Annotated in this window: 22 protein-coding genes; 9 read left to right on the forward strand and 13 right to left on the reverse strand. The window is 46.8% G+C overall.

Annotated elements, in window-relative coordinates:
- Window positions 1-7: 7 nt before the first annotated feature.
- The 12 genes from MBO_RS04740 to MBO_RS04795 all read right to left on the reverse strand — a co-directional run bounded on the left by MBO_RS04740 (window position 8) and on the right by MBO_RS04795 (window position 13,664).
- The gene (locus MBO_RS04740) at window positions 8-496 is read right to left on the reverse strand and encodes a protein disulfide oxidoreductase (RefSeq protein WP_036364468.1); all 489 of its coding nucleotides are present in this window, start codon (window positions 494-496) and stop codon (window positions 8-10) included.
- A 51-nt stretch (window positions 497-547) separates the two neighbouring features.
- Window positions 548-2,770 (reverse strand): NADP-dependent isocitrate dehydrogenase, encoded by a 2,223-nt coding sequence (locus tag MBO_RS04745; RefSeq protein ID WP_036364471.1) that lies wholly within the window; start codon window positions 2,768-2,770, stop codon window positions 548-550.
- Between the two features lie 227 nt (window positions 2,771-2,997).
- The gene (locus tag MBO_RS04750; protein WP_036364474.1) at window positions 2,998-3,885 is read right to left on the reverse strand and encodes a LysR family transcriptional regulator; all 888 of its coding nucleotides are present in this window, start codon (window positions 3,883-3,885) and stop codon (window positions 2,998-3,000) included.
- Window positions 3,886-4,397: 512 nt separating this feature from the next.
- A complete protein-coding gene (locus MBO_RS04755) occupies window positions 4,398-4,841 on the reverse strand; it encodes a DUF2799 domain-containing protein (RefSeq protein WP_052585307.1) in 444 nt (147 codons plus the stop codon).
- A gap of 118 nt (window positions 4,842-4,959) precedes the next feature.
- A complete protein-coding gene (locus tag MBO_RS04760; RefSeq protein WP_036364477.1) occupies window positions 4,960-6,345 on the reverse strand; it encodes an APC family permease in 1,386 nt (461 codons plus the stop codon).
- 387 nt (window positions 6,346-6,732) lie between these two features.
- The gene (locus MBO_RS04765) at window positions 6,733-7,509 is read right to left on the reverse strand and encodes a pteridine reductase (RefSeq protein WP_036364482.1); all 777 of its coding nucleotides are present in this window, start codon (window positions 7,507-7,509) and stop codon (window positions 6,733-6,735) included.
- Complete coding sequence (locus MBO_RS04770; protein WP_036364485.1) at window positions 7,506-8,675, reverse strand: hypothetical protein; 1,170 nt, start codon at window positions 8,673-8,675, stop codon at window positions 7,506-7,508. The genes MBO_RS04765 and MBO_RS04770 overlap by 4 nt, the downstream gene beginning before the upstream one ends.
- A gap of 95 nt (window positions 8,676-8,770) precedes the next feature.
- The gene (locus MBO_RS04775; protein WP_036364488.1) at window positions 8,771-11,104 is read right to left on the reverse strand and encodes an NADP-dependent malic enzyme; all 2,334 of its coding nucleotides are present in this window, start codon (window positions 11,102-11,104) and stop codon (window positions 8,771-8,773) included.
- Window positions 11,105-11,139: 35 nt separating this feature from the next.
- The gene (locus MBO_RS04780) at window positions 11,140-11,316 is read right to left on the reverse strand and encodes a hypothetical protein (protein WP_160169664.1); all 177 of its coding nucleotides are present in this window, start codon (window positions 11,314-11,316) and stop codon (window positions 11,140-11,142) included.
- Window positions 11,317-11,428: 112 nt separating this feature from the next.
- Complete coding sequence (locus tag MBO_RS04785) at window positions 11,429-11,938, reverse strand: isoprenylcysteine carboxyl methyltransferase family protein (RefSeq protein WP_036364493.1); 510 nt, start codon at window positions 11,936-11,938, stop codon at window positions 11,429-11,431.
- A 146-nt stretch (window positions 11,939-12,084) separates the two neighbouring features.
- Window positions 12,085-13,089 carry a porphobilinogen synthase gene (hemB, locus tag MBO_RS04790; RefSeq protein ID WP_036364495.1) on the reverse strand — a complete coding sequence of 335 codons (1,005 nt, stop codon included), beginning with the start codon at window positions 13,087-13,089 and terminating at the stop codon, window positions 12,085-12,087.
- A gap of 101 nt (window positions 13,090-13,190) precedes the next feature.
- A complete protein-coding gene (locus MBO_RS04795; protein WP_052585308.1) occupies window positions 13,191-13,664 on the reverse strand; it encodes an MCR_0457 family protein in 474 nt (157 codons plus the stop codon).
- A 374-nt stretch (window positions 13,665-14,038) separates the two neighbouring features.
- Between MBO_RS04795 and ruvB the strand changes: the two genes are divergently transcribed.
- The 9 genes from ruvB to MBO_RS04840 all read left to right on the forward strand — a co-directional run bounded on the left by ruvB (window position 14,039) and on the right by MBO_RS04840 (window position 22,914).
- Complete coding sequence (gene ruvB, locus MBO_RS04800; RefSeq protein ID WP_036364498.1) at window positions 14,039-15,022, forward strand: Holliday junction branch migration DNA helicase RuvB; 984 nt, start codon at window positions 14,039-14,041, stop codon at window positions 15,020-15,022.
- A 93-nt stretch (window positions 15,023-15,115) separates the two neighbouring features.
- Window positions 15,116-15,598: a DUF3465 domain-containing protein gene (locus MBO_RS04805; RefSeq protein WP_036364499.1), complete on the forward strand. Its 483-nt coding sequence runs from the start codon at window positions 15,116-15,118 to the stop codon at window positions 15,596-15,598.
- Window positions 15,599-15,633: 35 nt separating this feature from the next.
- A complete protein-coding gene (locus tag MBO_RS04810; RefSeq protein ID WP_052585309.1) occupies window positions 15,634-16,899 on the forward strand; it encodes a phospholipase A in 1,266 nt (421 codons plus the stop codon).
- Between the two features lie 182 nt (window positions 16,900-17,081).
- Window positions 17,082-17,714 carry a ComF family protein gene (locus MBO_RS04815; RefSeq protein WP_152545102.1) on the forward strand — a complete coding sequence of 211 codons (633 nt, stop codon included), beginning with the start codon at window positions 17,082-17,084 and terminating at the stop codon, window positions 17,712-17,714.
- Window positions 17,714-18,235 carry a type IV pilus modification PilV family protein gene (locus MBO_RS04820; protein WP_036364502.1) on the forward strand — a complete coding sequence of 174 codons (522 nt, stop codon included), beginning with the start codon at window positions 17,714-17,716 and terminating at the stop codon, window positions 18,233-18,235. Before MBO_RS04815 ends, MBO_RS04820 begins: the two co-directional genes overlap by 1 nt.
- Window positions 18,236-19,225, forward strand: a complete 990-nt coding sequence (locus MBO_RS04825) for a PilW family protein (protein WP_036364504.1) — start codon at window positions 18,236-18,238, stop codon at window positions 19,223-19,225. It begins immediately after the preceding gene.
- Window positions 19,222-19,860 (forward strand): hypothetical protein, encoded by a 639-nt coding sequence (locus MBO_RS04830; protein ID WP_036364506.1) that lies wholly within the window; start codon window positions 19,222-19,224, stop codon window positions 19,858-19,860. Before MBO_RS04825 ends, MBO_RS04830 begins: the two co-directional genes overlap by 4 nt.
- Complete coding sequence (locus tag MBO_RS04835) at window positions 19,847-21,856, forward strand: PilC/PilY family type IV pilus protein (RefSeq protein ID WP_227712670.1); 2,010 nt, start codon at window positions 19,847-19,849, stop codon at window positions 21,854-21,856. The genes MBO_RS04830 and MBO_RS04835 overlap by 14 nt, the downstream gene beginning before the upstream one ends.
- Window positions 21,857-22,173: 317 nt before the next feature.
- Entirely contained in the window at window positions 22,174-22,914 is a 741-nt protein-coding gene (locus tag MBO_RS04840; RefSeq protein ID WP_036364511.1) for a hypothetical protein, read from the forward strand.
- Window positions 22,915-23,038: 124 nt separating this feature from the next.
- On the opposite strand, the gene pal is transcribed toward MBO_RS04840, so the two are convergent.
- Window positions 23,039-23,551, reverse strand: coding sequence for a peptidoglycan-associated lipoprotein Pal (gene pal / locus MBO_RS04845; protein WP_036364513.1), 513 nt, complete (start codon window positions 23,549-23,551; stop codon window positions 23,039-23,041).
- Window positions 23,552-23,595 lie beyond the last annotated feature (44 nt).

Consider the following 23,595-nt stretch of genomic DNA (forward strand, 5'->3'; position numbering starts at 1 on the left):
AATCTCATTAAAAGCGCGCCATCCAAAGCCTTAATTTTAACGACCAAAGTGGCGCGATGCCGGTAAAGCTTTGATGGATCTTACCGTCTTTTAGAATGACAAACGATGGCGTTACTTTGCCTTGCCAGTCCTGAAAAACCTGACCATCCAAGTCATTAATCACCATAAAATCAAGCTGATTTTTGGTGAGATAATCTGCCAACTCGGCCGTGCTGTCCGATCGTGTGGCAACCGTAATCACAGGCGTGCCATTCTCGTGTAATGTCTCGACATTCGGCGTGGTGATGCGACAGATCGAGCACCATGTACCCCAAAAATACACCAACACAGGTGCATCATGACTTTGGGCGACGGCATCAATGATCTGACCTTGATTGGTCTGATAGCGAAGCTCTGGTGTGTCGGGCAGAGTGGGTGCGCGCCAAAGATTCACCGCCATATAGATGACGATGAAGATCAGTAAATATTTTAATGTGCTTAAGGTGATGTTTTTCATAATACAAAAATAAAAATGCCACCTAAAAAGATGGCATTTTGTGAGGATGAATTAAAGTTGTGCAATGATTTGATTAAATGTTGCACTTGGGCGCATCGCTTGGGTTAGTACGTCACGATCGGCTGAGTAGTAGCCTTTAGTGTCAATGGCTTTGCCTTGAACGCTGTTGAGTTCATTCACGATGGTGGCTTCATTTTCGGTCAATGCCTTGGCGATCGGTGCAAACTCAGCCGCCAACTGCGCATCGGTGTTCTGCGCTGCCAACTCTTGCGCCCAGTAAGTTGCTAGATAGTAGTGGCTGCCACGGTTGTCAAGCTCGCCTGCTTTACGCTTAGGCGACTTGTCATTTAGTAGAAGCTTCTCTGTGGCGGCATCTAGTGCGTCAGCCAGTACTTGAGCTTTGGCGTTGCCAGTTTTTTGTGATAGGTGCTCAAGCGATACTGCCAATGCCAAGAATTCGCCTAGGCTGTCCCAACGTAGGTGGTTCTCTTCGTTGAACTGCTGAACGTGCTTAGGTGCAGAACCGCCTGCGCCAGTCTCGAACATGCCGCCGCCATTCATTAGCGGTACGATAGACAGCATCTTCGCTGAAGTGCCAAGCTCTAGAATTGGGAATAAGTCGGTCAGATAGTCACGCAATACGTTGCCAGTGACGCTGATGGTGTCTTGACCTGCTTTTAGGCGCTCTAGCGTGAAGCGAGTAGCATCAGCTGGCGCTAGAATGCGGATGTCTAGACCTTCAGTGTCAAGCTCAGCCAGATATGCATTAACTTTCTTGATAAGCTGAGCGTCGTGTGCACGGTTCTCATCCAACCAGAACACAGCAGGAGTGTCAGACAGACGAGCGCGGTTCACGGCAAGTTGTACCCAGTCTTTGATCGGAGCGTCTTTGGTTTGGCAGGCGCGCCAGATGTCGCCAGCTTGTACTTCGTGGCTTAGTAGAACGTTGCCAGTTTCATCGATCACTTCAACTTTACCGTCAGCAGGGATCTCAAAGGTCTTGTCGTGTGAGCCGTATTCTTCAGCTTTTTGGGCCATTAGACCAACGTTAGGTACAGTGCCCATGGTAACAGGGTCGAATGCGCCGTGTTCTTTACAGAATGATACTACGGTCTCATATAGTGGCGCATAAGTGCTGTCAGGGATGACGATCTTGGTGTCTTGTAGTTCGCCATCACGGTTCCACATGCGACCTGAGGTACGGATCATCGCAGGGACAGATGCATCAATAATAACATCACTTGGTACGTGTAGGTTGGTGATGCCTTTGTTAGAATCAACCATGGCGATGCTAGGACCTTCAGAGTAAGACTTGGCGATCAGCGTCTCAACATCGGTGCGAGTCTGGGCATCTAGCTTATCTAGGTTGGCAAATAGGTTGCCTAAACCGTTGTTCACGTTCACGCCTGCTGCGCTTAGCTTGTCGCCGAATTTTTCGAAGACTGGTGCGAAGAATGCTTTAACCGCGTGACCGAAGATGATTGGGTCAGAGACTTTCATCATGGTAGCTTTCATGTGTAGGCTAAACAGCACGCCTTTGTCTTTAGCGTCTTTGATTTCACGCTCTAGGAAAGCTACTAAGGCGTTCTTGTTCAGTACGGTCGCGTCGAATACTTCGCCTTCTAGTAGTGCAACAGGCTTACGAAGTTCGCTGCGGTTGCTAGCGTTGTCGGTAAATACGATAGATACGCTGCATGCGGTCGGTGCGGTGAACGATTTTTCGTTATGGAAGAAATCATTGTCCGTCATCGTCGCTACGTGCGTCTTAGAGTCGGCAGTCCATGCACCCATAGAGTGTGGGAATTTCTTAGCAAAGTTTTTAACAGCTTTAGGTGCGCGGCGGTCAGAGTTGCCCTCACGAAGTACAGGGTTTACCGCAGAGCCTTTAACGCGATCATAACGTGCTTGGATTTCTTTTTCTTCGTCGGTGGTTGCTTCGGTTGGGTAGTTTGGCACGTTATAGCCATCGCCCTGTAGCTCTTTGATGGTGGCCAGTAGCTGTGGTACAGAAGCTGAGATGTTAGGTAGTTTGATGACGTTGGCGTCAGGTTGTTTTACCAGCTCACCAAGCTCAGCCAATGCGTCAGCTGTGCGCTGTTCTTCGGTCAGATATTCTGGAAATTGTGACAAAATACGTGAGGCTAGAGAGATGTCGCTGGTTACAAATTCGATGTCAGCACTTTTAGTGAAGGCTTGTACGATAGGTAGTAGTGAATGGGTGGCTAGGGCAGGGGCTTCATCAGTATAGGTATAGATGATGGTGGACTTGCTCATAAAAACTCCGATGTTATTGTCTCATAAATAGGGTGAATGGTTGATGCGCCTAATGTCACACACCATTCAATCGCTGCAAGCGGATGACTTGCAACTAAATCCATTTGTCGCGTAGCTATTATACCACCTTTGACGGATGCATAACTATATTGTTTGGATTATAAAACTGCTATTATAATTTATTTAAAAAATACTATCATTTAAATTGTCTATCATCATTTAGTTGTTTAGGGTTTTTGGATGTTTTCTAGTAAGCTTAGAAAACCTTTCATATAAGCCAGTTCCTGACTGTCGCTACGAATCGCGGCGTACAGTTGGCAGTACACGCCAGCGCCCAGTGGGCGGCTGACCACCCAGCCTTTTTTCTCGTATTCGCTTGCCACCCAGTCAGGTAGTGCCGCCACACCGCGTTCACTGGCGACCAGCTGTATGAGCATGGCAGTAAGTTCAGTTGTGCGGATTTGTTTTGGCATGGCGCCATTAGGCTCTAAGAATTTAGCGATAATGTCTAGGCGTTTTTGTTCTACAGGATAGGCGATGAGAGTCTCATCGATGAGGTCCTTGGGTTCGATGGTGTTATGACTGGCGAGCAGATGCGAAGGCGAGAGCACCAGACGGCTTTCATAAGTAAATAGCGGCTCGTACAGGATGCCTTCAATGGGTAAATTGCTTGCGGTGATCAGTAAGTCAATGTCGCCATCAATGAGCATCTGATGTGGTTCAGGCTCAAACCCTGAGGTAAAGTCCAGCTCAACATCGCTGTATTCTTTACGATAAACGTTTAAAATTGGCATTAGCCAATCAAAACAGCTATGGCATTCACTGGCAAGCCTTAATTGCCCTGCTTGACCGTGCGCCAGTCGTTTGATGTCGGATTTGGTGCGGGCGACCTGCGGTAGAATGCTGCCGGCCAGCTGCAGTAAGAGTTTGCCTGCAGGCGTGAAGCTCACAGGGCGCGTGCGACGATTCACCAAAGATATGTCATAAAAACTTTCAAGTTCTTTGAGCTGATGAGAGATCGCCGATGCGGTCAGATTCAGCTCATCGGCGGTGGTCGCCAGCGAGCCATGACGAGCCAGCGTAGAGAGCATTTGTAGGTGACGGATTTCTAGCATGATAATCTTAACCTAGTGATTTAAAATTATTCAATATTTTAGCATAAGATTTAAAATTTTTTCATGTTAAAATGACGGTAGTTTGTGGTATCAAACCATTGCAAATTGTTCTTAAATTTTATTCAAAGATCATGGGGATGGGTGAATAATGAACCGTTCAGATGAGACTTATAAGCGCATTCTTGACGCTGGGCGCGGGCTTGGCATGCGCTTCATGCGTTGATTATGTTTGGCAGTATTTGAGATGGTGTCAGGATATCTGACGAGGCGCTGGATTGCGATAAAATTAGAGCATGGCGTGGATTTAACCAAGATTGATAAATTTGCAAAGCGACTGGAGTGGGTGATGCTTGCGATTGTTCTTGTGAGTGTTATTGTTAAGGCATTCAATGCTTAATATCAAGCAGCTTAGTTGAGATTTAAGAGTTTATAATTTCCCCATAAAGAGCAAGGTTGCAAAAATCATCTACAAACGAAAAACCCCAATGAATACCATTGGGGTTTTGTATGGATCAATAAAAATACCAAGGCAAAAACGGATAACCACCGTAATAGCCATGCCCATAAGGGTGGTGAATGCGCTGACTCATCTCGTATTGTTGAAGCCCCATCATGTTGGCATGGTGCAGCTCTTCTAAGTTATGATCGCAGACACCGGTCAATTCATAGCCACGCCTGCCCATCTCGTAGGCGTTCGACTTCGTGCAGTAGCTTTTTAGACCGATTTGACGACCTTCTTCCCAGGCGGCTCGGTTTGGGCTGATGCCAGCTGCTTGGCAGATTTTTTGATGGCTTAGGATGCGTTGGGCGCTGTAGCCGTTTTGACCGTCTTTGATACCGATATTCTGCCAGTCTGCACTTGCGCAGTCATTGACGTTGAACTGTGGCTGTTTGGTGGTGCAGCCTGTCATGGCGAGGGCTAGGACGAATGCAGACAGCATTATTGGTTTTTTCATGATGTCACCTAAGGGTGGGATTATTTTGTTATTATAATACGATTTTTAAGGAAAATTGTATGATTATCTTAACAAAAAACCCTGCCAACTTGACAGGGTTTTTTGGATGCGAAACATATTACACGTCTTCACGGTATTGAGGTACTGGCTTTTTGAAGCCGCCTGTCTTGATGCCTAGCCAGATAAAGCCCAGAAATGCCCAGAAGACACCCACACCAAAGGTGGTGCTGTCCACTTCTAGCCACATCAAGAAGATGCTGATAAAGCCAACCACAGGTACGATCACGTAGCTTAGGATTTGCTTAGGTGTCTCAACCATCTTATCACGCACCGCATAGCGGAAAATTACCGATAAGTTCACAAAGCTAAATGCAGTCAACGCACCGAAGCTGATTAGGTTTACCACTGTCTCTAGGCTAATAAAGCCTGCGGTCAATGCCACGCCACCTGCGATCAGGATGTTATTCACTGGAGTGAAGAATTTCGGGCTTAATTGACCAAAAATCTTATTGCTGATCACGCCGTCACGACCCATCACATACATCAGACGAGATACGCCAGCATGAGCTGAGATACCAGACGCCATTACTGTGACAATCGCAAAGCCCAGCACGATCGCTTGGAATGCCGAACCACCCACAAGTAGCAAGATCTCTGCTTGAGTCTCATCCACCGCTTCAAAGTACAGTTCAGGTCTACTTGGTAGGTAGGCTTGCATGAAGTAGCCGCTGATGATGAATACAATACCTGCGATCAGCGTTGTTAGAATCATTGCTTTTGGCAGGGTGTTTTTAACGTCTTTGGTCTCTTCAGCAAGGCTAGAAATCGAGTCAAAGCCTGTGAACGAGAAGCATAGAATGGTCGCACCTGTGATCAACGCACCAACGCTGGTCATCTCATCCCAAAATGGCTTCAAGCTCCACAGCTCATAGATGTCTTCAGGGCGAGTGTTGGCAGCGTACTGTGCCATTTGTAGCTTGCTATAGATCAAATAGGTGAATACAGCAATAACCACCAACTGCACCGCTACGATCCAGCTGTTAAAGTAGGCAACGGTCTTTGAGCCAAAAATATTGACGATGGTCATCAGACCTGTCAGACCAATTACCCAAACCCAATGGTTCACCGAAGGGAATAGAGCTTCAAGATATAGCACCGCCAAGATGATATTAACCATCGGCGAAAGCAGGTAGTCTAGCCAGCTTGACCAGCCAACCATAAAGCCCATTGATGGGTTGATTGCTTTTTGGGTATAGGTGTAGGCAGAACCTGAAGAAGGATACGCTCTGATCATGTGACCATAGCTGATGGACGTAAGCAAGATAGCAAACAGTGCAAAAATATAAGACATCGGCACATGACCACCACTGTCGCGAGATACCATACCAAAGGTATCAAGTAGTGTCATCGGCTGAATGTAGGCAAGACCAATAATGATGACGTGCCATAGACCAAGATTACGCTGCAACTTGGCAGCATTAGCAGGAACAGGTGAAATACTCAACGTATTATCCTCCAAAAGCGTGCGTAAACGCAAAAAAGAGAAAAGGCGTTGGGGTGCGTAATACTGTTTCAAACGTGCTAATGACAGATTGGGGCAATCTGATTTGGGCGTGTTTGAGATTTGATTAAGCTATCAACTCCAAGAATTTTTTACAAAATAAAACCCAAAAACGCCAATGTGGCAGATTTGGGATTTTTCAGATGAAAAATAGAAGCGCATTGTACCGCAAAAAATTAGCATTGTCAGCTGTTTTTGATAAAAATAAGCCACATTTGGCAACAATTTTGTAACTTGAGCCAGATTTTTGCTTATTTTAAATCCTTATTTTTACAAAGGTTTTACAACTTTTGGACATTTTAACCGATAAAGCTGATAGGATAATTTTAATCAACCACCTTTTAAGGTTAAGCTGCGACCGCCATCGATGGCGAGTATCTGACCTGTGATGTAGTCTGCGTCTGCCAAGAACGCCACAGCATTTGCGATGTCTTCGGGCGTGCCGATTTTACCGAGTGGCACAGAGTCGGTCAGGGCTTGTTTTGTGCTGTCATTTAATTCGCTGTTTTGGTTATCATGGGGAAAAATGTTCACGCCTGGCGATACGCCATTGATGCGAATGTTGGGCGCAAGCTCAAGCGCAAGGCTTTGCACCATCATGTGGTGGGCAGCCTTTGCTATGTTATAAATCGGGTAGCCGACAAAGGGCTTATCGCGCGCATGAATGTCCAGCAGGCTGATGATGGCGCCGTGTTGCTTGGCAAGCTCATCTTTAAAAGTTAAGCTCAAAAAAAGCGGCGCTTTAGTGTTGGTCAAAAATAAATCATCCCAGTGCGACTGCCAAGTTGCATGATCGTCATTCAGTGAGGTCGAATAGAAGCTAGACGCGTTATTTACCAACAGATCCAGCCGCCCGAACAGTGATATGGCATCGTTGGTGAATTGATTCAGTAGAACACTGTCATTAATGATGCTAAGGTTGGCTTGGATGGTGTTGGCAGAATTTGGGCGGATGGCGTTTAACTCATCGCGAAGTGCTTTGGCAGCATCTTGACTGTGGTTGTGATGAATGATGACATCATAGCCTTTTGTGTGCAATGCCTGAGTGATTGCGCACCCGATACGCTTGGCGCCACCTGTGATTAAGGCGACTTTAGATGAATTCATGAGTGCTTCCTTGTTGTATCTTCTAAATACTGATCTATATCATCTGCGAGCTGGATTTTTCTTAAGCGTGTCAGCTCATCACCGATTGCTTTGCCTTTTAGGGTGGGATTGACGTCATTAATGCCAATTTTATTGTAGATTTTGATGGCGTTTATCATGAAATCCATTGATATGTTGGTCTTATGAAGTGCATTTACTGTCTGTATCAATAGGCGTATCGTCTCATCATCTTTGTGCGCGCGTGTCTGCTCGATCAAAGACAGCAGGGTGTCTGCATCGATATTTGGCAGCTTTAGGATGTTGCCATGATGCGTAATGAACGCCTTGGCAAAGTTCTTGATGTGATTGGGAGTCATCAGGCGATTGGTGGTGTGTTGTAGTTTGTCCAAGGCATCAGGGTCGCCCAAAAATACCGACATGAGCAAGGCGAATTTGATTGTTAAAGACGCATCTGAATGGTATTCAAGTGCAGCAAAGGCGGATTCTCGTCGCACTTTGTCTTGCAGGCTGTCAGACAGTTCTGGCAAGATGTATTTTAAAATACCAAGCTCTAATAGCAGCTTAAAATACGCGTATCCGTGCTTCTCGCCTAAGGCGCGCGCAGATTCGCTCCATATGCGTTCGCGACTTAGGTGGTTTAGCTCGCCATCTTTGGCGATGCTTTGCATGAGTGCGGCGGTCTCATCTGCCACCACAAAGCCTATGTCATAAAACCGCGCATAAAACCGCGCTACCCTAAGCACCCTAAGCGGATCTTCGCTAAAGGCAGGCGAGATGTGGCGTAAGACTTTTTTGCCAAGATCGTCTTGCCCGCCATAAGGGTCTACAATCTGACCTGTCAATGCATCATCAAAAAGCGATCGCACAGACATCGCCATTGCATTTATGGTAAGGTCTCGGCGCATGAGATCGTCTTCTAGGCTGACGTTATTCGTGCTTACACTAAAGCCTTGATAACCGTGTCCGCTTTTTCTTTCGGTACGGGCTAGGGCATATTCAGCGTGAGTGATGGGGTGTAAGAATACAGGAAAATCTGCCCCCACCTGCTCAAAGCCTTGCGCCAGCATCTGCTCAGCCGAACCACCCACAACCATAAAATCCTTGTCTTTAATAGGGAGGTTTAGCAGGGTATCGCGCACCGCACCGCCTACCAGATAAATTTGCATCGATGAATCACCATTGAAATTTGTTTGATTGTACTGTTTTTTCTGACATAGAAAAAAGACCCTGTGTGGCAAGGTCTTTTCGTCTATGGGTATGCTTAAGCTTGCATTTCTTGAGCATCGTTCACAGTCAGTGCCGTCATGTTGACGATACGACGTGCGGTGGCCGATGGGGTAAGAATGTGTACAGGCTTGTCTGCACCTAGTAGAATCGGACCTAGTGCGGCCGAACCTGTGGCAGTTTTTAGAAGGTTGAAAGCGATGTTTGCAGCATCTAGCGTCGGTAGGATTAGCAGGTTCGCTGAACCTTGGAGTGAGCTAAATGGATAGCTTTGCTTACGCATGCGCTCATCCAATGCGATGTCACCGTGCATTTCGCCATCAAATTCAAAATCAACATTCATCTGAGTTAGGATGTCATGAACTTTACGCATCTTCACAGCAGATTCACGGTCTGACGTGCCGAAGTTTGAATGTGACAGCAGGGCAACTTTTGGTGTGATGCCAAAGCGGCGCACGCTCTTGGCTGCCAAGACGGTCATCTCAGCCAACTCTTCTGCGGTTGGGTCGTCATTGATGTAGGTATCGGCGATGAATAGGTTGCGGTTTTGCATTAATACGGCGCTCATCGCGTAGAAGTTGCTGATGCCTTCTTTTTTGCCGATGACTTGGTTTAGGTATTTTAGATGCAGATGGTAGAAACCAAACGTACCACAAATCAGACCGTCAGCGTCACCAAGCTCTACCATCAACGATGCGATCAGTGTTGTCTTGCGACGTACATCACGACGAGCCAGTTCTAGGCTGATGCCGTTGCGCTGGTTGGTAGTGTAGTGATGCTGACTGTATTCTTCGTAGCGTGGGTTGTTGTTCGGATCGATGATGGTGATGCTCTCACCGTCGATCAGACGCAGACCAAGTGCATTGATTTCTTGCTTAATAACCTCAGGACGGCCAACAAGAATTGGCGTAGCGATCTTCTCATCAACCACAACTTGCACAGCGCGCAGTACGTTGATGTCTTCGCCTTCTGCATAGACGATGCGTTTTGGATTGCGTTTGGCCTTATTGAATACAGGCTTCATCGCAAGTGCAGTGTTGTACACGAATTCAGACAGCGTCTGACGATACGCATCGAAGTCTTTGATAGGCAGTGTCGCAACGCCTGTATCCATCGCCGCTTTTGCAACGGCAGGGGCAATCTCTAGGATTAGGTTTGGCTCTAGCGGGCCAGGGATTAGGTACTCACGACCGAATGATTTGGCAGATTTGCCGTCATCTTCTAGTTCGGTAGATTCTGTGTGTGCCATGGCTGCGATGGCGTGCACGCAGGCAAGCTTCATCTCTTCGTTCACAACTGTTGCGCCTACATCTAGCGCACCGCGGAAGATATACGGGAAGCAAAGCGCGTTATTTACTTGGTTCGGATAATCTGAACGACCTGTCGCCATGATCACATCTGAACGTACCGCGTGGGCAAGCTCTGGCATGATCTCTGGGGTTGGGTTGGCTAGCGCGAAGATGATTGGATCTCGTGCCATCGAACGCACCATGTCTTGAGAGACGATACCAGGACCTGACAGGCCTAAGAATACGTCTGCATTGACCATAACTTCTGCCAAAGTGACTTTATCTGTGTCGCGTGCGTAGCGTTGTTTTGATTCGTCCAGGTTCTCGCGGCTCGAGGTGATGACGCCTTTTGAGTCTAGTACGTAGATGTTTTCTTTGCGTACGCCCAAAGCGACTGCCAGATCAAGACATGAGATGGCTGCTGCGCCTGCGCCTGAACAGACCAGCGTGATGTCGCTGATGTTTTTACCGTTTAATTTTAGGGCGTTAAGTAGAGCGGCTGCCGAGATGATCGCTGTGCCATGTTGGTCGTCATGGAACACAGGGATGTTCATGCGGCTACGAAGTTCGCGCTCAATTTTAAAGCATTCTGGCGCCTTGATGTCTTCTAGGTTAATACCGCCAAAGGTTGGCTCTAAGCTTGCAACGGTCTCGATGAATTTATCTGGATCGTTTTCGTTGATTTCGATGTCAAATACATCAATGCCTGCGAATTTCTTAAACAGTACGCCCTTACCTTCCATCACAGGTTTTGATGCCAGTGCGCCAATGTTGCCTAAGCCAAGTACAGCGGTACCATTGGTGATGACGCCAACTAAGTTAGAGCGAGCGGTGTATTTAGCGGCAAGTTTTGGATCTTTTTCGATCTCAAGACATGGCACGGCGACGCCAGGAGAGTAGGCTAGAGCTAGGTCGCGCTGGTTGGCGATTTGTTTGGTTGGAGTGACGGAGATTTTACCTGGGCGAGGGTTTTCGTGATAATGCAGGGCGTTTTGTTCGAATTGTAAACGCTGAGCATCAACGTCAGATTGAAATGCGGTATCTTGTGTTTTGTCCTGATTTGAGACATTTTGTTGGGACATGGAGTTTTCCTGATTTTTTGTGAAAATTAACGGGTTTATTCTAGCATGATTTTTGGAGTGGTGCTAGGTCTGATTGATGGCAAAAAGATGCCACTTGTCCAAGAAAGTAGTACATCAAAAAGACAAAAATCAACGCATTCACCCCAGCTTTTGGCATGATGACAGTGATTGATGGGTTTGGCATCACAAAGCCGCCCTGTGTCAGACGCCATGATGCGTTTGTTCTTTTTTTTAAAACCTCAGCCTTTAAAAAATCCCCCATCAGCACTAGGCCGTGGGGGTGATACAAGCGTGAACTGATAAGCTACGTGATTCGCAGCTGAATCAAAACAGATGCTTCATCGCCAGTTCTTCTTGACGAATACGAATAAAAAGCAGTACGCCATAGATGGGCAAGCCGATGAATAAAACCCACCAAGCCTGACAAAGCAGGGCGATACCAATGAGTTCTGGTATGATGTTCAAAAAATAATTGGGGTGTTTGAAAGTGCGAAACAACCATGAGCGGTTGATGGTGTGATTGGGCAAAATGTAGACTTTGACTGTCCAAATCTCGCCAAGTGCCTTGATGATGAACCAAAGCACAAGCAAAGAAGCGCCCACCATCGCTGCACCAACGGCAGAGATGACATTAAACTGTACGCCAGCGACGACAGCACTCACCAACGCAGAAAAATAATAAACGATGTGTGCAGTAGCAAGCAATTTGGAATGGCGTTCACCAACTTGGGTTGCACCTTTTTTGATGAGAGCCTTTTCATGTTTGATGGAGATGCTCAAAAAATACAAACGAATGGCAAAAAAAATCACAAAAAATACCACGATGGCGGTCATGTTTCTTTCCTAATAAATAAAAAAATAGAGGTGATGTGGGTATAAGTCTGGCTCATTAAGACCAGCGAAGGATAAATCAAGTGAGTAGGGCTGACGAATCAGACAGCTTGCAAAAGCTGGTGTGCCATCAGCACCCATTGTGAAAATCAGGCATTCATCATTCGAGCTGCTTTTAGGGCAAAATAAGTCAAAATGCCATCACAACCTGCACGCCTAAATCCCAGCAGGCTTTCTAAAATCACGCTATCAGCCAGCCAGCCGTTTTGAATGGCTGCCATGTGCATGGCGTATTCGCCAGAGACTTGATAGGCAAAAGTCGGTACACCGAAGTTGTCCTTGACCTCACGCACGACATCTAAATAGGGCTGACCAGGCTTGACCATCACCATGTCTGCCCCTTCACTGATGTCCAAAGCCACCTCGTGCAGAGCCTCGCTTCGATTGGCAGGGTTCATCTGATAGCCTTTTTTATGCCCTTTAAGATTGCCAGCACTGCCGACAGCATCACGGAATGGTCCATAATAAGCAGAAGCATATTTGGCAGAGTATGCCATGATGGCGGTGTTGTGATGACCCTCAGACTCCAGTGCCTCACGCATCGCACGAATGCGACCGTCCATCATGTCGCTTGGCGAGATTACATCTGCCCCTGCTGCTGCATGAGTCAGAGTTTGTTTGACCAAAGCTTCTATGGTCTCATCATTTAGCACATACCCTGTGGTGTCGATGATGCCGTCTTGACCGTGTGTGGTATAAGGGTCAAGGGCGACATCGGTCATGACAATCATATCAGGACAGGCGTCTTTAATCTTGCGAACGGCGCGCACAGCAAGCGTGTCTGAGTGATAGGCATTTTCGCCATTAGGGCTTTTTAATACAGGGTCAATCACAGGGAAAATATCCACCATGCGCACGCCCTCATTATATAGCTGCTTGACGTAATCTATGGTCAGATCAATCGACAATCGCTCAACGTCAGGCATGCTTTTGATGCTTTGGCGTTCGTTCTTGCCCTCGATCACGAACAGCGGCGCAATGAGATGACAAGGCTTTAGGTGTGTCTCAGCGACCATGTCTCGAATGCCATCAGACACGCGCAGGCGTCTCATGCGAGTCAGGGGGAATTGACGATTAAAGGTGTGATTTGACATGATGATTCTCAGTATTGTTATGTGATTATTTTTTGCTTATCTTATCAAAATTTTGACAAATAAAAAAGCCGACTTTTAGACGGCTTCTTATAATAATAGATTTAGAATTCAACTTCAGCGAACTGTAGGCATAATTTGCGATTTTGGGCTTTTGGATAGCTTGCTGTCCATGCGCGCACGCTATTTAGGGCACTGCGATAATTGCGCTGTGAATGCATTCGGCGCAGTGTGTCGTTTGGGCTGGCGGATGTTGGAATGAATGAGCGTAATTGTTGGTTATAAGCGCGGGTAAATGCAATGCGCTGATTGGCAGTCAGCATGGGCGGACAGATCTCAGACAACACCTGCACCAAAGCAAGCTCATAATGCGTCACCGCCAAATCCGGCTCAGATGACTGATAAGACGTGCCGTGAGTCGCCATGAAGCGTGGATTGGCGTGGGCAAAATTCATCACGCTCGCCAAAGCCATCATCATGCATATGATTGACTTCACATTAAGATGAGTACGAACAACGCCGAATGAGCGCGCGATGGATGGCGATGACAAGGCGTTTGAGACTTTAGTGATGACCATGCAAAAAATACGCTAAATTTAAGCTGCGTATATAATAAATCTTCACGCCAAAAAAGTCATATAAAATCCTTGGTGAAAGTGTTGTGTTATTGTTTATTTCCTCAAAAATTAGCAACACGAGTGTAAATTTGGTAATATTAACTTTAATCATTTATTGATAAATCATTGAAAGTTATGATTATTTTATGATTTAAAAATAATCACCATGGCGACAATCTGTCTTATACATTAACAGATGATTACAATTTGACAGATTTGGCTTTATCCATAAAGTGCGATACGGACAATGCCTTGCCAAGAATGGTGGCGACAAAAAACCAAAAATCCTTTATACTATTTGTTATTTTTAGAACACGCTAAGAACAAGAGTCACAATGAGTCAAAACCGCCTAATCGACCCCAATCCAAAAAAAGACGACGCATTAGATCGTGCGATACGCCCTGCAACTTTGTCTGATTATATCGGACAACCTAAGGTTCGTGAGCAGATGGAGGTCTTTATTACAGCGGCCAGACAACGCCAAGAAGCTCTTGATCATACGCTTATTTTTGGACCGCCAGGGTTGGGTAAGACAACGCTTGCTAACATCATCGCTCGTGAAATGGGCGGTAATCTACGTTCAACATCAGGTCCTGTACTTGAGCGGGCTGGGGATCTGGCGGCGATGCTGACCAATCTTGAAGAAGGCGATGTGTTATTCATTGATGAAATTCATCGGCTAAGTCCTGTCATCGAAGAGATACTATACCCTGCGATGGAAGATTATCAGCTTGATATCATGATTGGCGAAGGCCCTGCCGCGCGTTCGATTAAGCTTGATTTACCGCCTTTTACTCTAGTGGCAGCGACCACACGTGCAGGGCTGTTGACCGCGCCTTTACGAGATCGATTTGGTATCGTGCAGCGACTTGAATTTTATAATGTGGCTGATTTGACGACCATTGTTGAGCGTGCGGCGAGACTGATGGGTATTGCCATGGACAAAGGCGGGGCGATCGAGGTGGCTCGTCGAAGTCGTGGCACGCCTCGTATCGCCAATCGTCTGCTGCGTCGTGTTCGCGACTATGCAGAGGTGAAGGGCGATGGTTTGGTAACCGAGTACATGGCAAGTTCAGCGCTAGACATGCTGTCAGTGGACAAGCAAGGACTTGATCATCTTGATAGACGCTATTTACTCATGCTAAAAGATCGCTTCGATGGCAGACCTGCGGGCGTGGAGGCGATTGCTGCGGCGATGGCAGAAGACAGAGGGACGCTAGAAGATGTGATCGAGCCTTATTTGATTCAGCAAGGCTACATTCAGCGCACACCAAAAGGGCGAATCTTACTTGATAAAGCGCTGTCAATCGACATTTAAATGTAGTGATTTGTTAAAAATCTCTAAGTTTTGATATAAAACTGATAAAAATCAAGCTAAAATATACCTATTTTGCCCAATGATGACATGCCTATGAATGTAATGGCTAAGGTGTTGTCTGTATTTGTCCTAGGCGTATTGACGCTATCAGGCTGTGAATTAGACAACCCAACCCAAAAGCAACATGTCGCTGAGTCAATTTCTGCCAAGACTCAGCAATCATCTGCACAGCAATTTTGCAATAATCAGCTTATCATCGATAGCTATCATCAGCAGCGTTCAGACATCCAAGTGCGAGGCTGTGGTGGTGTGGCAGCGATATTGCCTGATGACAATAAGGGCTCTCGCCATCAAAAATTCATCGTCCGCCTAGAAGACAGCAAACACACGGTGCTGATTGCGCATAATATCGACCTTGCACCGCGAGTGGCGAAGCTCAAAAAAGGCGATGACGTGGGGTTTTATGGTGAATATGAATACACCGATAAAGGCGGTGTGGTGCATTGGACGCATCATGATCCAGCGGGTCGTCATCAAGGTGGCTATATCGAACATCAAGGTGAGCGCTTTGAATAAGCGTAATCAAAGATTTTTTAAAACTAGGTATCATTATGAATACTCATATCTTTACAAAAACAGCGCTCGCAGCGACGCTATTGATTGCGATGAATGCGATTGCTAACGATGGTGTTGAAACCGTACTAACTGCCACGCCTGAAGTAGCGACAGAGGTTGTTGATGTTGCGGCGACCGACGTCATTGATGCGCCGATTAAGAGTCGTGTTGAGAGCGAGTCGTTGTTTTATGAGTGTATGGCGGTGGTCAGTGGTGCGGCGCGTTTGGCGTGTTTTGATTCGATCGCTAAAGGCAACACGCCTGCCGTGCTTCAACAAAAACAACCAATCGCATTGGGTGAGACCATCCGTAGCATTACTGGTAAGCGCCAAGTGGTGTTCGCTGAGCCATTCGCCCAAGATACTGTTGAGCACACGACTGATAGCAATGCCAATGTAGCAATCAATGAAGCCGAAGTGCAGCGTCTGGCCAGCAAACATACACCGCTGTCACTAAGCTATGATTTGGACAAAAACAGTGAAGCAGGACTGTGGCGTGCACGCCCACATAACCCTGTGTATATCCTGCCGATGTATCTTCATGGCAAGCCAAACCGTCATCCTGGCACACCAACTCAAGAAACCTGGCATTATACACCTAATGAGCAGCGCGCCCTGGAGCTAAAATTCCAATTATCATTGAAATCAAAAATGATGGAGGATGTCTTTGGGACGAATGCAGACCTATGGTTTGGCTATACCCACCTGGCGCACTGGCAGGTTTATAATGAGGATAATTCTCGCCCATTCCACGCCCATGACTATGAGCCAGAAGTATTTGTTACGCAGCCTGTATCGGCGGATCTGCCATTTGGTGGTCGTCTAAGAATGCTTGGTGGTGGCTTGGTGCATCACTCTAATGGCGAAGGGGAGCGGTTGTCACGCTCATGGAATCGTGCCTACATGATGGCAGGCATGGAATGGGGTAAGCTGACTGTCATGCCGCGTCTATGGGGTCGCATCTTAAAAGAGGGTAATGACGCGCAGCCTGACGACAACCCAGACATCCTAGATTACTACGGCTACGGCGATGTAAAATTCCTTTATCAACTGGACAATAACAAAAACATCTCAGGCACAGCGCGCTACAACCCAAAAACAGGAAAAGGTGCGCTACAGCTAGACTACGTACATCCTATCGGTAAAGGCATCAGCGGCTATGTGCAGCTGTTCCAAGGTTATGGTCAGTCGCTGATCGACTACAACCACGAGGCCACATCGATCGGTGTGGGTGTGATGTTAAACGACTGGATGGGTCTATAAATAGGCGCCTAAATCACTCTGCGCGTACCACATTGGTGCGCGTACCTCCTTATTTTTTGGCAGTACAGGCGCAAAGATGGCATCGCCTTTGTGCCTTATGTCATGAACCTGTTTATTCTTATGTATGCCATGCATCTAAAGATGATCGCGCTAAGCTTGGTAGATTTAAACTGTTCAAAAGTATGGCTAATACCCACCTGTTGTGTGATACTTGCCATCAACTAATGACATGGCGACTGCCACCTGTTCGTCTAAAAGCATTAACTGGCGTCTCTGACAATCCTTCATTTTTTCATTTATATTTTGCCACGTATTATCAATATCCTACCAATCAAGCGCTTAATCAATTTAAAGATCATGAGAGCCTCTCTGCGTTAATGATATTGATTCATGCGCTGCGCCAATTGCCAAAACCCGTGGGCTGTCATGCCAAGAACACCGCCATCGTCCCCATGCCGACCACTGATAAGCGCTTGGTCAAGCGTGGTTTTCATCCTGTGATGGTGCTCGCCAAATGGCTGGCGCACCATTGGGGGTTGTCGATCTGGCAGGGCTTGGGTCGTATCGCTGACAGTAATCGTCAGCGAGGTCTGAATCGGCAGGCGCGACTTGACAATATTCAAGATGCTTTTGTGTTAAATGATGCGCCGCCTGTCAGGCAGCTGATATTATTTGATGACGTGGCGACCACGGGTACGACGATTCAAGCGGCTGCAGGTACAATCATGCGACATTCCCCAGATACAAGAATCATCGCAGTGTGTGTCGCACATGGTACGGCACAGATGTCGCTGCTACAGACCAAGGAGGGATGATGCGCGCGCAGAAGGGCTTTAGTCTAATTGAGGTGTTGGTGGCGATATTGATTCTGTCTATGGTAGTGCTTGGCTTTTTGATGGTGCAAATGAAATCACTGCACCAAAGCCAAAGCGCTACCATGCGCGCACATGCAGTATCAGCGATGAGTGCTCAGGCAGAGTTGTTAAGAGATGTGTCGGACGATGCTCGAGATGGGCACGAGCGACTGCTCAATCACTTAAACCAAGGCGCAGGGATTGATCAGATGAACCATTATCAAAAATCCATCCTAGCGGTGAGCCTGCCATGTCATGTCAAGAGCTGTAGCGAAGAGATGTTTATTCGACATCAAGGATTGCAGATCGCCAAGGCTGCCGCCGTGCACGGCATTCGTCTTAATATCTTACCATGTGATAATCAGCGATGTCTCATCGCAGCGTGGGGCGAGACACCTGCACGTATTGCCGCTGATGGTTGTATGAATGCAAATGGCAGCATCAACCCAGGTGCGACGTGCATGACCATGGTGGTGTACTAGATGAAGCATGCGCGTGGATTTACCTTAATTGAGATGATGGTGGCACTATTCATTGGTGTGGTGATTGCATTGATGGCAGGGCAATTATACATATTAAGCATGCGCACAGCGATAAGCCAAGAGCGCGCTGCCGAAGAGATTAATCATCAGTCCTTTGTGTTGCCCAATATGATTAGTAATGTGCGCTTAGCTGGGTTGGGTATTGATGGCTCGGTGCTAGATCGTCCGAATCCTATGGGCGTGCTGATTGATGCAGATCAGCTTTCAAGACAAGAAACCCCTAACAACATCGACCGCTATCTGACAGGCGCATCTAGGGCAAGCCGAGTCAATCGGATCAATATCCCATCTGAACAGCTTACCATCATCTATCGTGCACCGCAGGACATGTGGGACTGCGAGGGTGATATTGCGCTAGGCCCTAGACGTGTGCGTCTAAAGGGTGGCGAGATGGCGCAGGTGGATGGGCAAGTGGTGATAGAGCGGTATTTTGTGCAGGCAGATGATGGTGTGATGAATCTACGCTGTGATGCCGCTCGGTTTGCGCCTGAGAGTATTAAGCGCGACAGCACAAGAGATCGTAAATTCTCCCAAAGTTCAACAAGCTACATTAATGCCATCATCGACGCTGATGCCAAAGATACCAAAAAGGCTAATGTCGTATACGGACTGGGCAGGCAAGGTGCAATCATGGCGAGTCACGTGGAGGGATTGTGGGTGCAATTGGGCGTCCAAATGCCCGACGGTATTCGCCTGATGACCATAGCAGATTATCAAAAATCAAAAATACAAGAACCGATTGTGACGATCAATCTGGCACTGCTGAGCCGTTCGGTAACGCCATTGTCTGATGGTGAGGCACCAGCACAATCGTTTGATGTATTTGGCACGATGGTTCATGTAAGCGAGGGCGTCGCCAATTACGACAGACAGCTCCATCAGATAAGTATCGCCCTAAGAAATGCCAAGTATGCAGGAGATGCACCATGAGATATGGGTATCGCAGGCAAGAGGGCGGGTTTGTGCTGTTAATTGTACTGGTGGCAGTGCTGTTGGTTGTCGGTATCTCTGCGTTAGCCATTCGCCAAAGCCTTAATGATGCACGATTGTCTTTTACCACAGGTAAAGCAAATGAGCTGTTTGTGGCGGCAGATGCGCCATTGGCGATGGTAAAAGATGGATGGATATTAACCGTCGATCAAGGCATGCTTGATAAGCTTATCTCTTACCATCAGAATCTACCAAGCGATGACAACCTTGTGATTGCGCATTTATGCTATGACCTAGCGTTAGGTCGGGGTAATTTTGTGCCATCTAGAATGGTGATAGCGCCTGCTTCCATGACATGCCAAGATAATCAAGTATTGCTTTGGCTGTCTTTGCGTGCAAGTACGGGCGATGCGGATGATTTTAGTCATGTGCCATCAGGTGTGCCATTGGATGATTTGCAGATGGTGGATGGTGTTGATTTGACCAATTATCATCTTACGATGCATGCGTTTGCAGCTGAGCGACAGATAGGTGCCAGCTGTACTGGCGAGCCGATGCAAGTCAAGCGATGTCTTACGGATGAAGGTGTCATGCATCAGATGTTGGTGCAGGAGTTTTATTATGGTTATGAATAATCGGCTTGTTAAGGCTAGTTTGGCGGTCTTGATAATGATCTTTGGCATCTCGACGAGTTGGGCGCAGTTATTCACCCAAAGTGTATTGGCGGATGAATCTTGTCTGAGCGCTCCGTCACTAACCAGTATGATGACGCATGACAATCATGCCTATGTCACTACAGTGTATCCTACAAAATATGGTCCGCAGGGCAATCTTCTAAAATATCGAACCCAATCAGGCGTTATTATGGATAGAAATAATCTACCCATTTATCGTAATGGGTCCGTATTTTTGAGTGCTGACCTTTGGGCGGTGGGCGCGAACTTTGATCAATTTGGCGCTAAAGGCATGCTGTCGCGGCATAAGTCGGATGGTCATTTGTGGATGTCTGCTGATAAAAGTAGCAACAAGCTTATCAAGGTGTCCCCCGACAGTGTCAATTTGCCATCAGGCTATACAGATGATGAATTGCAACACATCAGGCGCGCTGTCGGTATTGATTCGTCCACCGTACCGATTGGTGCGGTTATCTACCCGCCGAGCATTCATGCGCCTACAGGTGTGATGATCTATGGTGATTCATTGGGCGTGCTGCGCATGGTGGATGCGTCGACAGGTGGGCAAATCATGGCGTACATGCCTCGCCGAATTCTTGGTGCGCAACTTGGTGTGGATGCGCAATGGTCGCTGCATGAGGTGCGCACGGATGATAAATCAAGACTAATTGCAATTGGTGGTTTTGGTCGGAGTGCCTCAGGAATGATGGCATTGGATGTAACTGATGTCACCAAAGGCGGTTCGCCCAAGGTGCTCTATGACATCGCACCAAATGCTAGCTTCGATCGTCTAAGCTATATTCATGCGCCCATTTCTTTGGGATATATTAGACAGACGGATCAGAGCCGTGCGGTATTTGTCTTTGGTGGCGGCGTGGATGGCTGCTATGAGAACAATGTAGCGAGTTGCCAAAAGTCTGCCGCGAATGGTGCCGTCATTTATGTTATCGATGCAGTAACTGGTCAGAAAATAGCCAAATGGCAAAATGACAGCTTGAATCTTCAAGACATGCGCCACAGCTTCGGCGGTGAGCTGACCTTGGTGGATCGACAGCGCGATGGTATGTTTGACCATGTCTATGCCGCAGATTTGGGCGGGCAAATTTTTCGTATTGATGTCGGTGCTGATTTTATGAATGCGCAAGCAATGCGTATCTTTCATGTCAATAATAACAACTTGCCGATATTTGATAAAAATCGCGCCCATTTTTATCAAAAACCCATCGTCAGCATTTACCCCTCTGGCGATTACGCTGCACAAATGGACGCTAAGCGATTTGCGCTGATAACCGTCGCTTCAAATGATCAAAGTATCGTAGATGGCAAGCCAAATCATGTTTATGGCATCTTTGATAAAGGATTGATCAATCGTAAGCGTTATTCTACCATCTCAAAAAATCAGCTCGAACCCATCAGCCCTGCAAGCGCACCATCACAAAGATCCATCGCACATTCTGCAGGCTGGTATCATAAGCTTCAGATTAACGGCAATGATGCGGTGACTGTTATGGGCGCAGGGGTTGTTGTACCAACATCCAAACGCTCATCTAAGCGCGGCGTGCATGGTATGTATCAGTTAAGTGTGATTCAGCCTAAGACTTGCCCGTCTGACACGATAAGTCAGCTACAGACTTATTGTTTGCCATTTGGTGTGTGCTCGCGCGATACGTCGTTACTCTCCAATCAGAATGATGTACCAATCAATAATCAAAGTGCATTGATATCACCCATCATTCAAGGCGGCTGGACGGCAGGCGCGATGGTAAATGCCCATAGCGGCGTGATGTCTTGGCAATTATTGCGCCCAAGTGCGGATGATCGATTGAATATTGATGGCGTTGATATGAATGATTTTGATGAGTCCAATGCTGAGAATAACTCGCTTGCCATACAAATACTTCGCACCATTCGTCCGACACGTTGGTATGATGTACGAAATATAGGCGATAATTATTAAGAATAGATTTTTTGATTGGTTGAATTTTAAATAAAGGCTTATTGGGTTATAAAAAATATAATTTTCTGATAGCGATCGCGGTAGGCTTGAGCATTATGAGCTTTGTATAGCTTATGTAAGTGATTTGGCTTTTGTTACCCGACTGCGTACAACACTGATTATAAATCATACAAAGCTATACAAAACTATACAAAACCATCAATAACATCTCTGGACAAATTCGCTAAAATCGTTTTAAATAAACTCACAACAAGCAACACGCTAAATGTAAGCTTAAATAAGTTAGGCTTACATGGTTTGTATTTTAGGAGAAATCTATGAAAACCCTTAAACTATCAATGTTTGGTGCAGCTGTACTGCTATCAACCAGCGCGATGGCAAATATTGTGACCGATACTGGTACAACTTTGGTGGATGGCACCAAGACATTCTTTAAAACTGCAACCAACCCTGCAGCAGTGAGCCTAGAAGTAGGTTCGTTAGGCTACGGTGCTAACATCGCTTGGGCTGCCAACGATCGCGTTGAACTGCAAGCCGGTTGGGCTGGTGGTAACATCGCAGAAGCCATCAACGATAACTTCGATGCTAATGGCGTAAACTACCAAGTAGAGACTGATTTTTCTAACCCATACTTGGGCGTACAGCTTCGTCCAGCGGCGAACTGGTTTACCGTTGGTGCAGGTGTGATTGTCCCTGATAACGAAATCAAAGTACGTGCTAATCCAAGTAGCAATGGTACTTATCGTATCGGTGGTGTGGATTATGATCAAAATGAAGTTGGCACTTTGAAAGGTACCCTTGAGCACCGCAACAAATTAGCGCCTTATTTGACCGTTGGCTTCCGTCCAAACATCGGCAATAACTGGGGTGTATTTGGTGAAGTGGGTGCTACCTATCTAGGTAAAGCAGATGCTAATATCACCGCAAGTGGCGATGGCACAGAGGCTTCTCAAGCAAGAGCGAATGCTCTAGCCGCTCAAGCAGAGCGTGACATCGAAGCTAAAGACTATGCAAACTGGTTCCCAATCGTCAAAGTTGGTGCAACTTACCGCTTCTAATCAGACTTTTTGATAAAAAACAGCCCGTTAATTCGGGCTGTTTTTTTGGCATTCTAAGAAATGCACTTTGTGCAATAGAATAAACCCAAGATAATCTCTTGGGTTTATTTGTTGTTACTTTAACTTAGTAAGACAATTCAGCGCGGCGGTTCTGTGACCAATTGGCTTCACCAGTGCCCACAGCTACAGGGCGCTCTTCACCAAAGCTTATGATCTCAATGTGTGAAGGATTGACGCCTTGAGCAGCTAGGTAAGCACGCACCGCAGCAGCGCGACGCTCGCCCAGTGAGATGTTATATTCACGTGAACCGCGCTCGTCAGTATGACCTGCGATCAGCACGCGAGCACCGCTATTGGCTTTCAAAAAGTCAGCTTGGGCGTTTAATGTTTGTGCGGCAGAAGTGCGGATGGCATCTGAATCAAAGTCAAAATACACCACGCCTTGCAAGTTGGCAGCGACAGCTTTGATTTCATCGCTGTTATTAACAAGTTTGCCGCCATGATAGGCAGGACCAGTATAGCCTGAGATGCTGATAGGGGCAACGAGAACTTCTTGGCTTTTTGGCTTGTTGGCACAGCCTGCAGTTAGTGCAATGATGGCTGCGCCCAATAGGGCTGCCTTAATGCGTGATGACATGGTAACTCCAATGTGAATGAATGTTTAAAATGGTATGCTTATGA

Source organism: Moraxella bovoculi 237 (assembly GCF_000696305.2).
GTDB lineage: Bacteria > Pseudomonadota > Gammaproteobacteria > Pseudomonadales > Moraxellaceae > Moraxella > Moraxella bovoculi.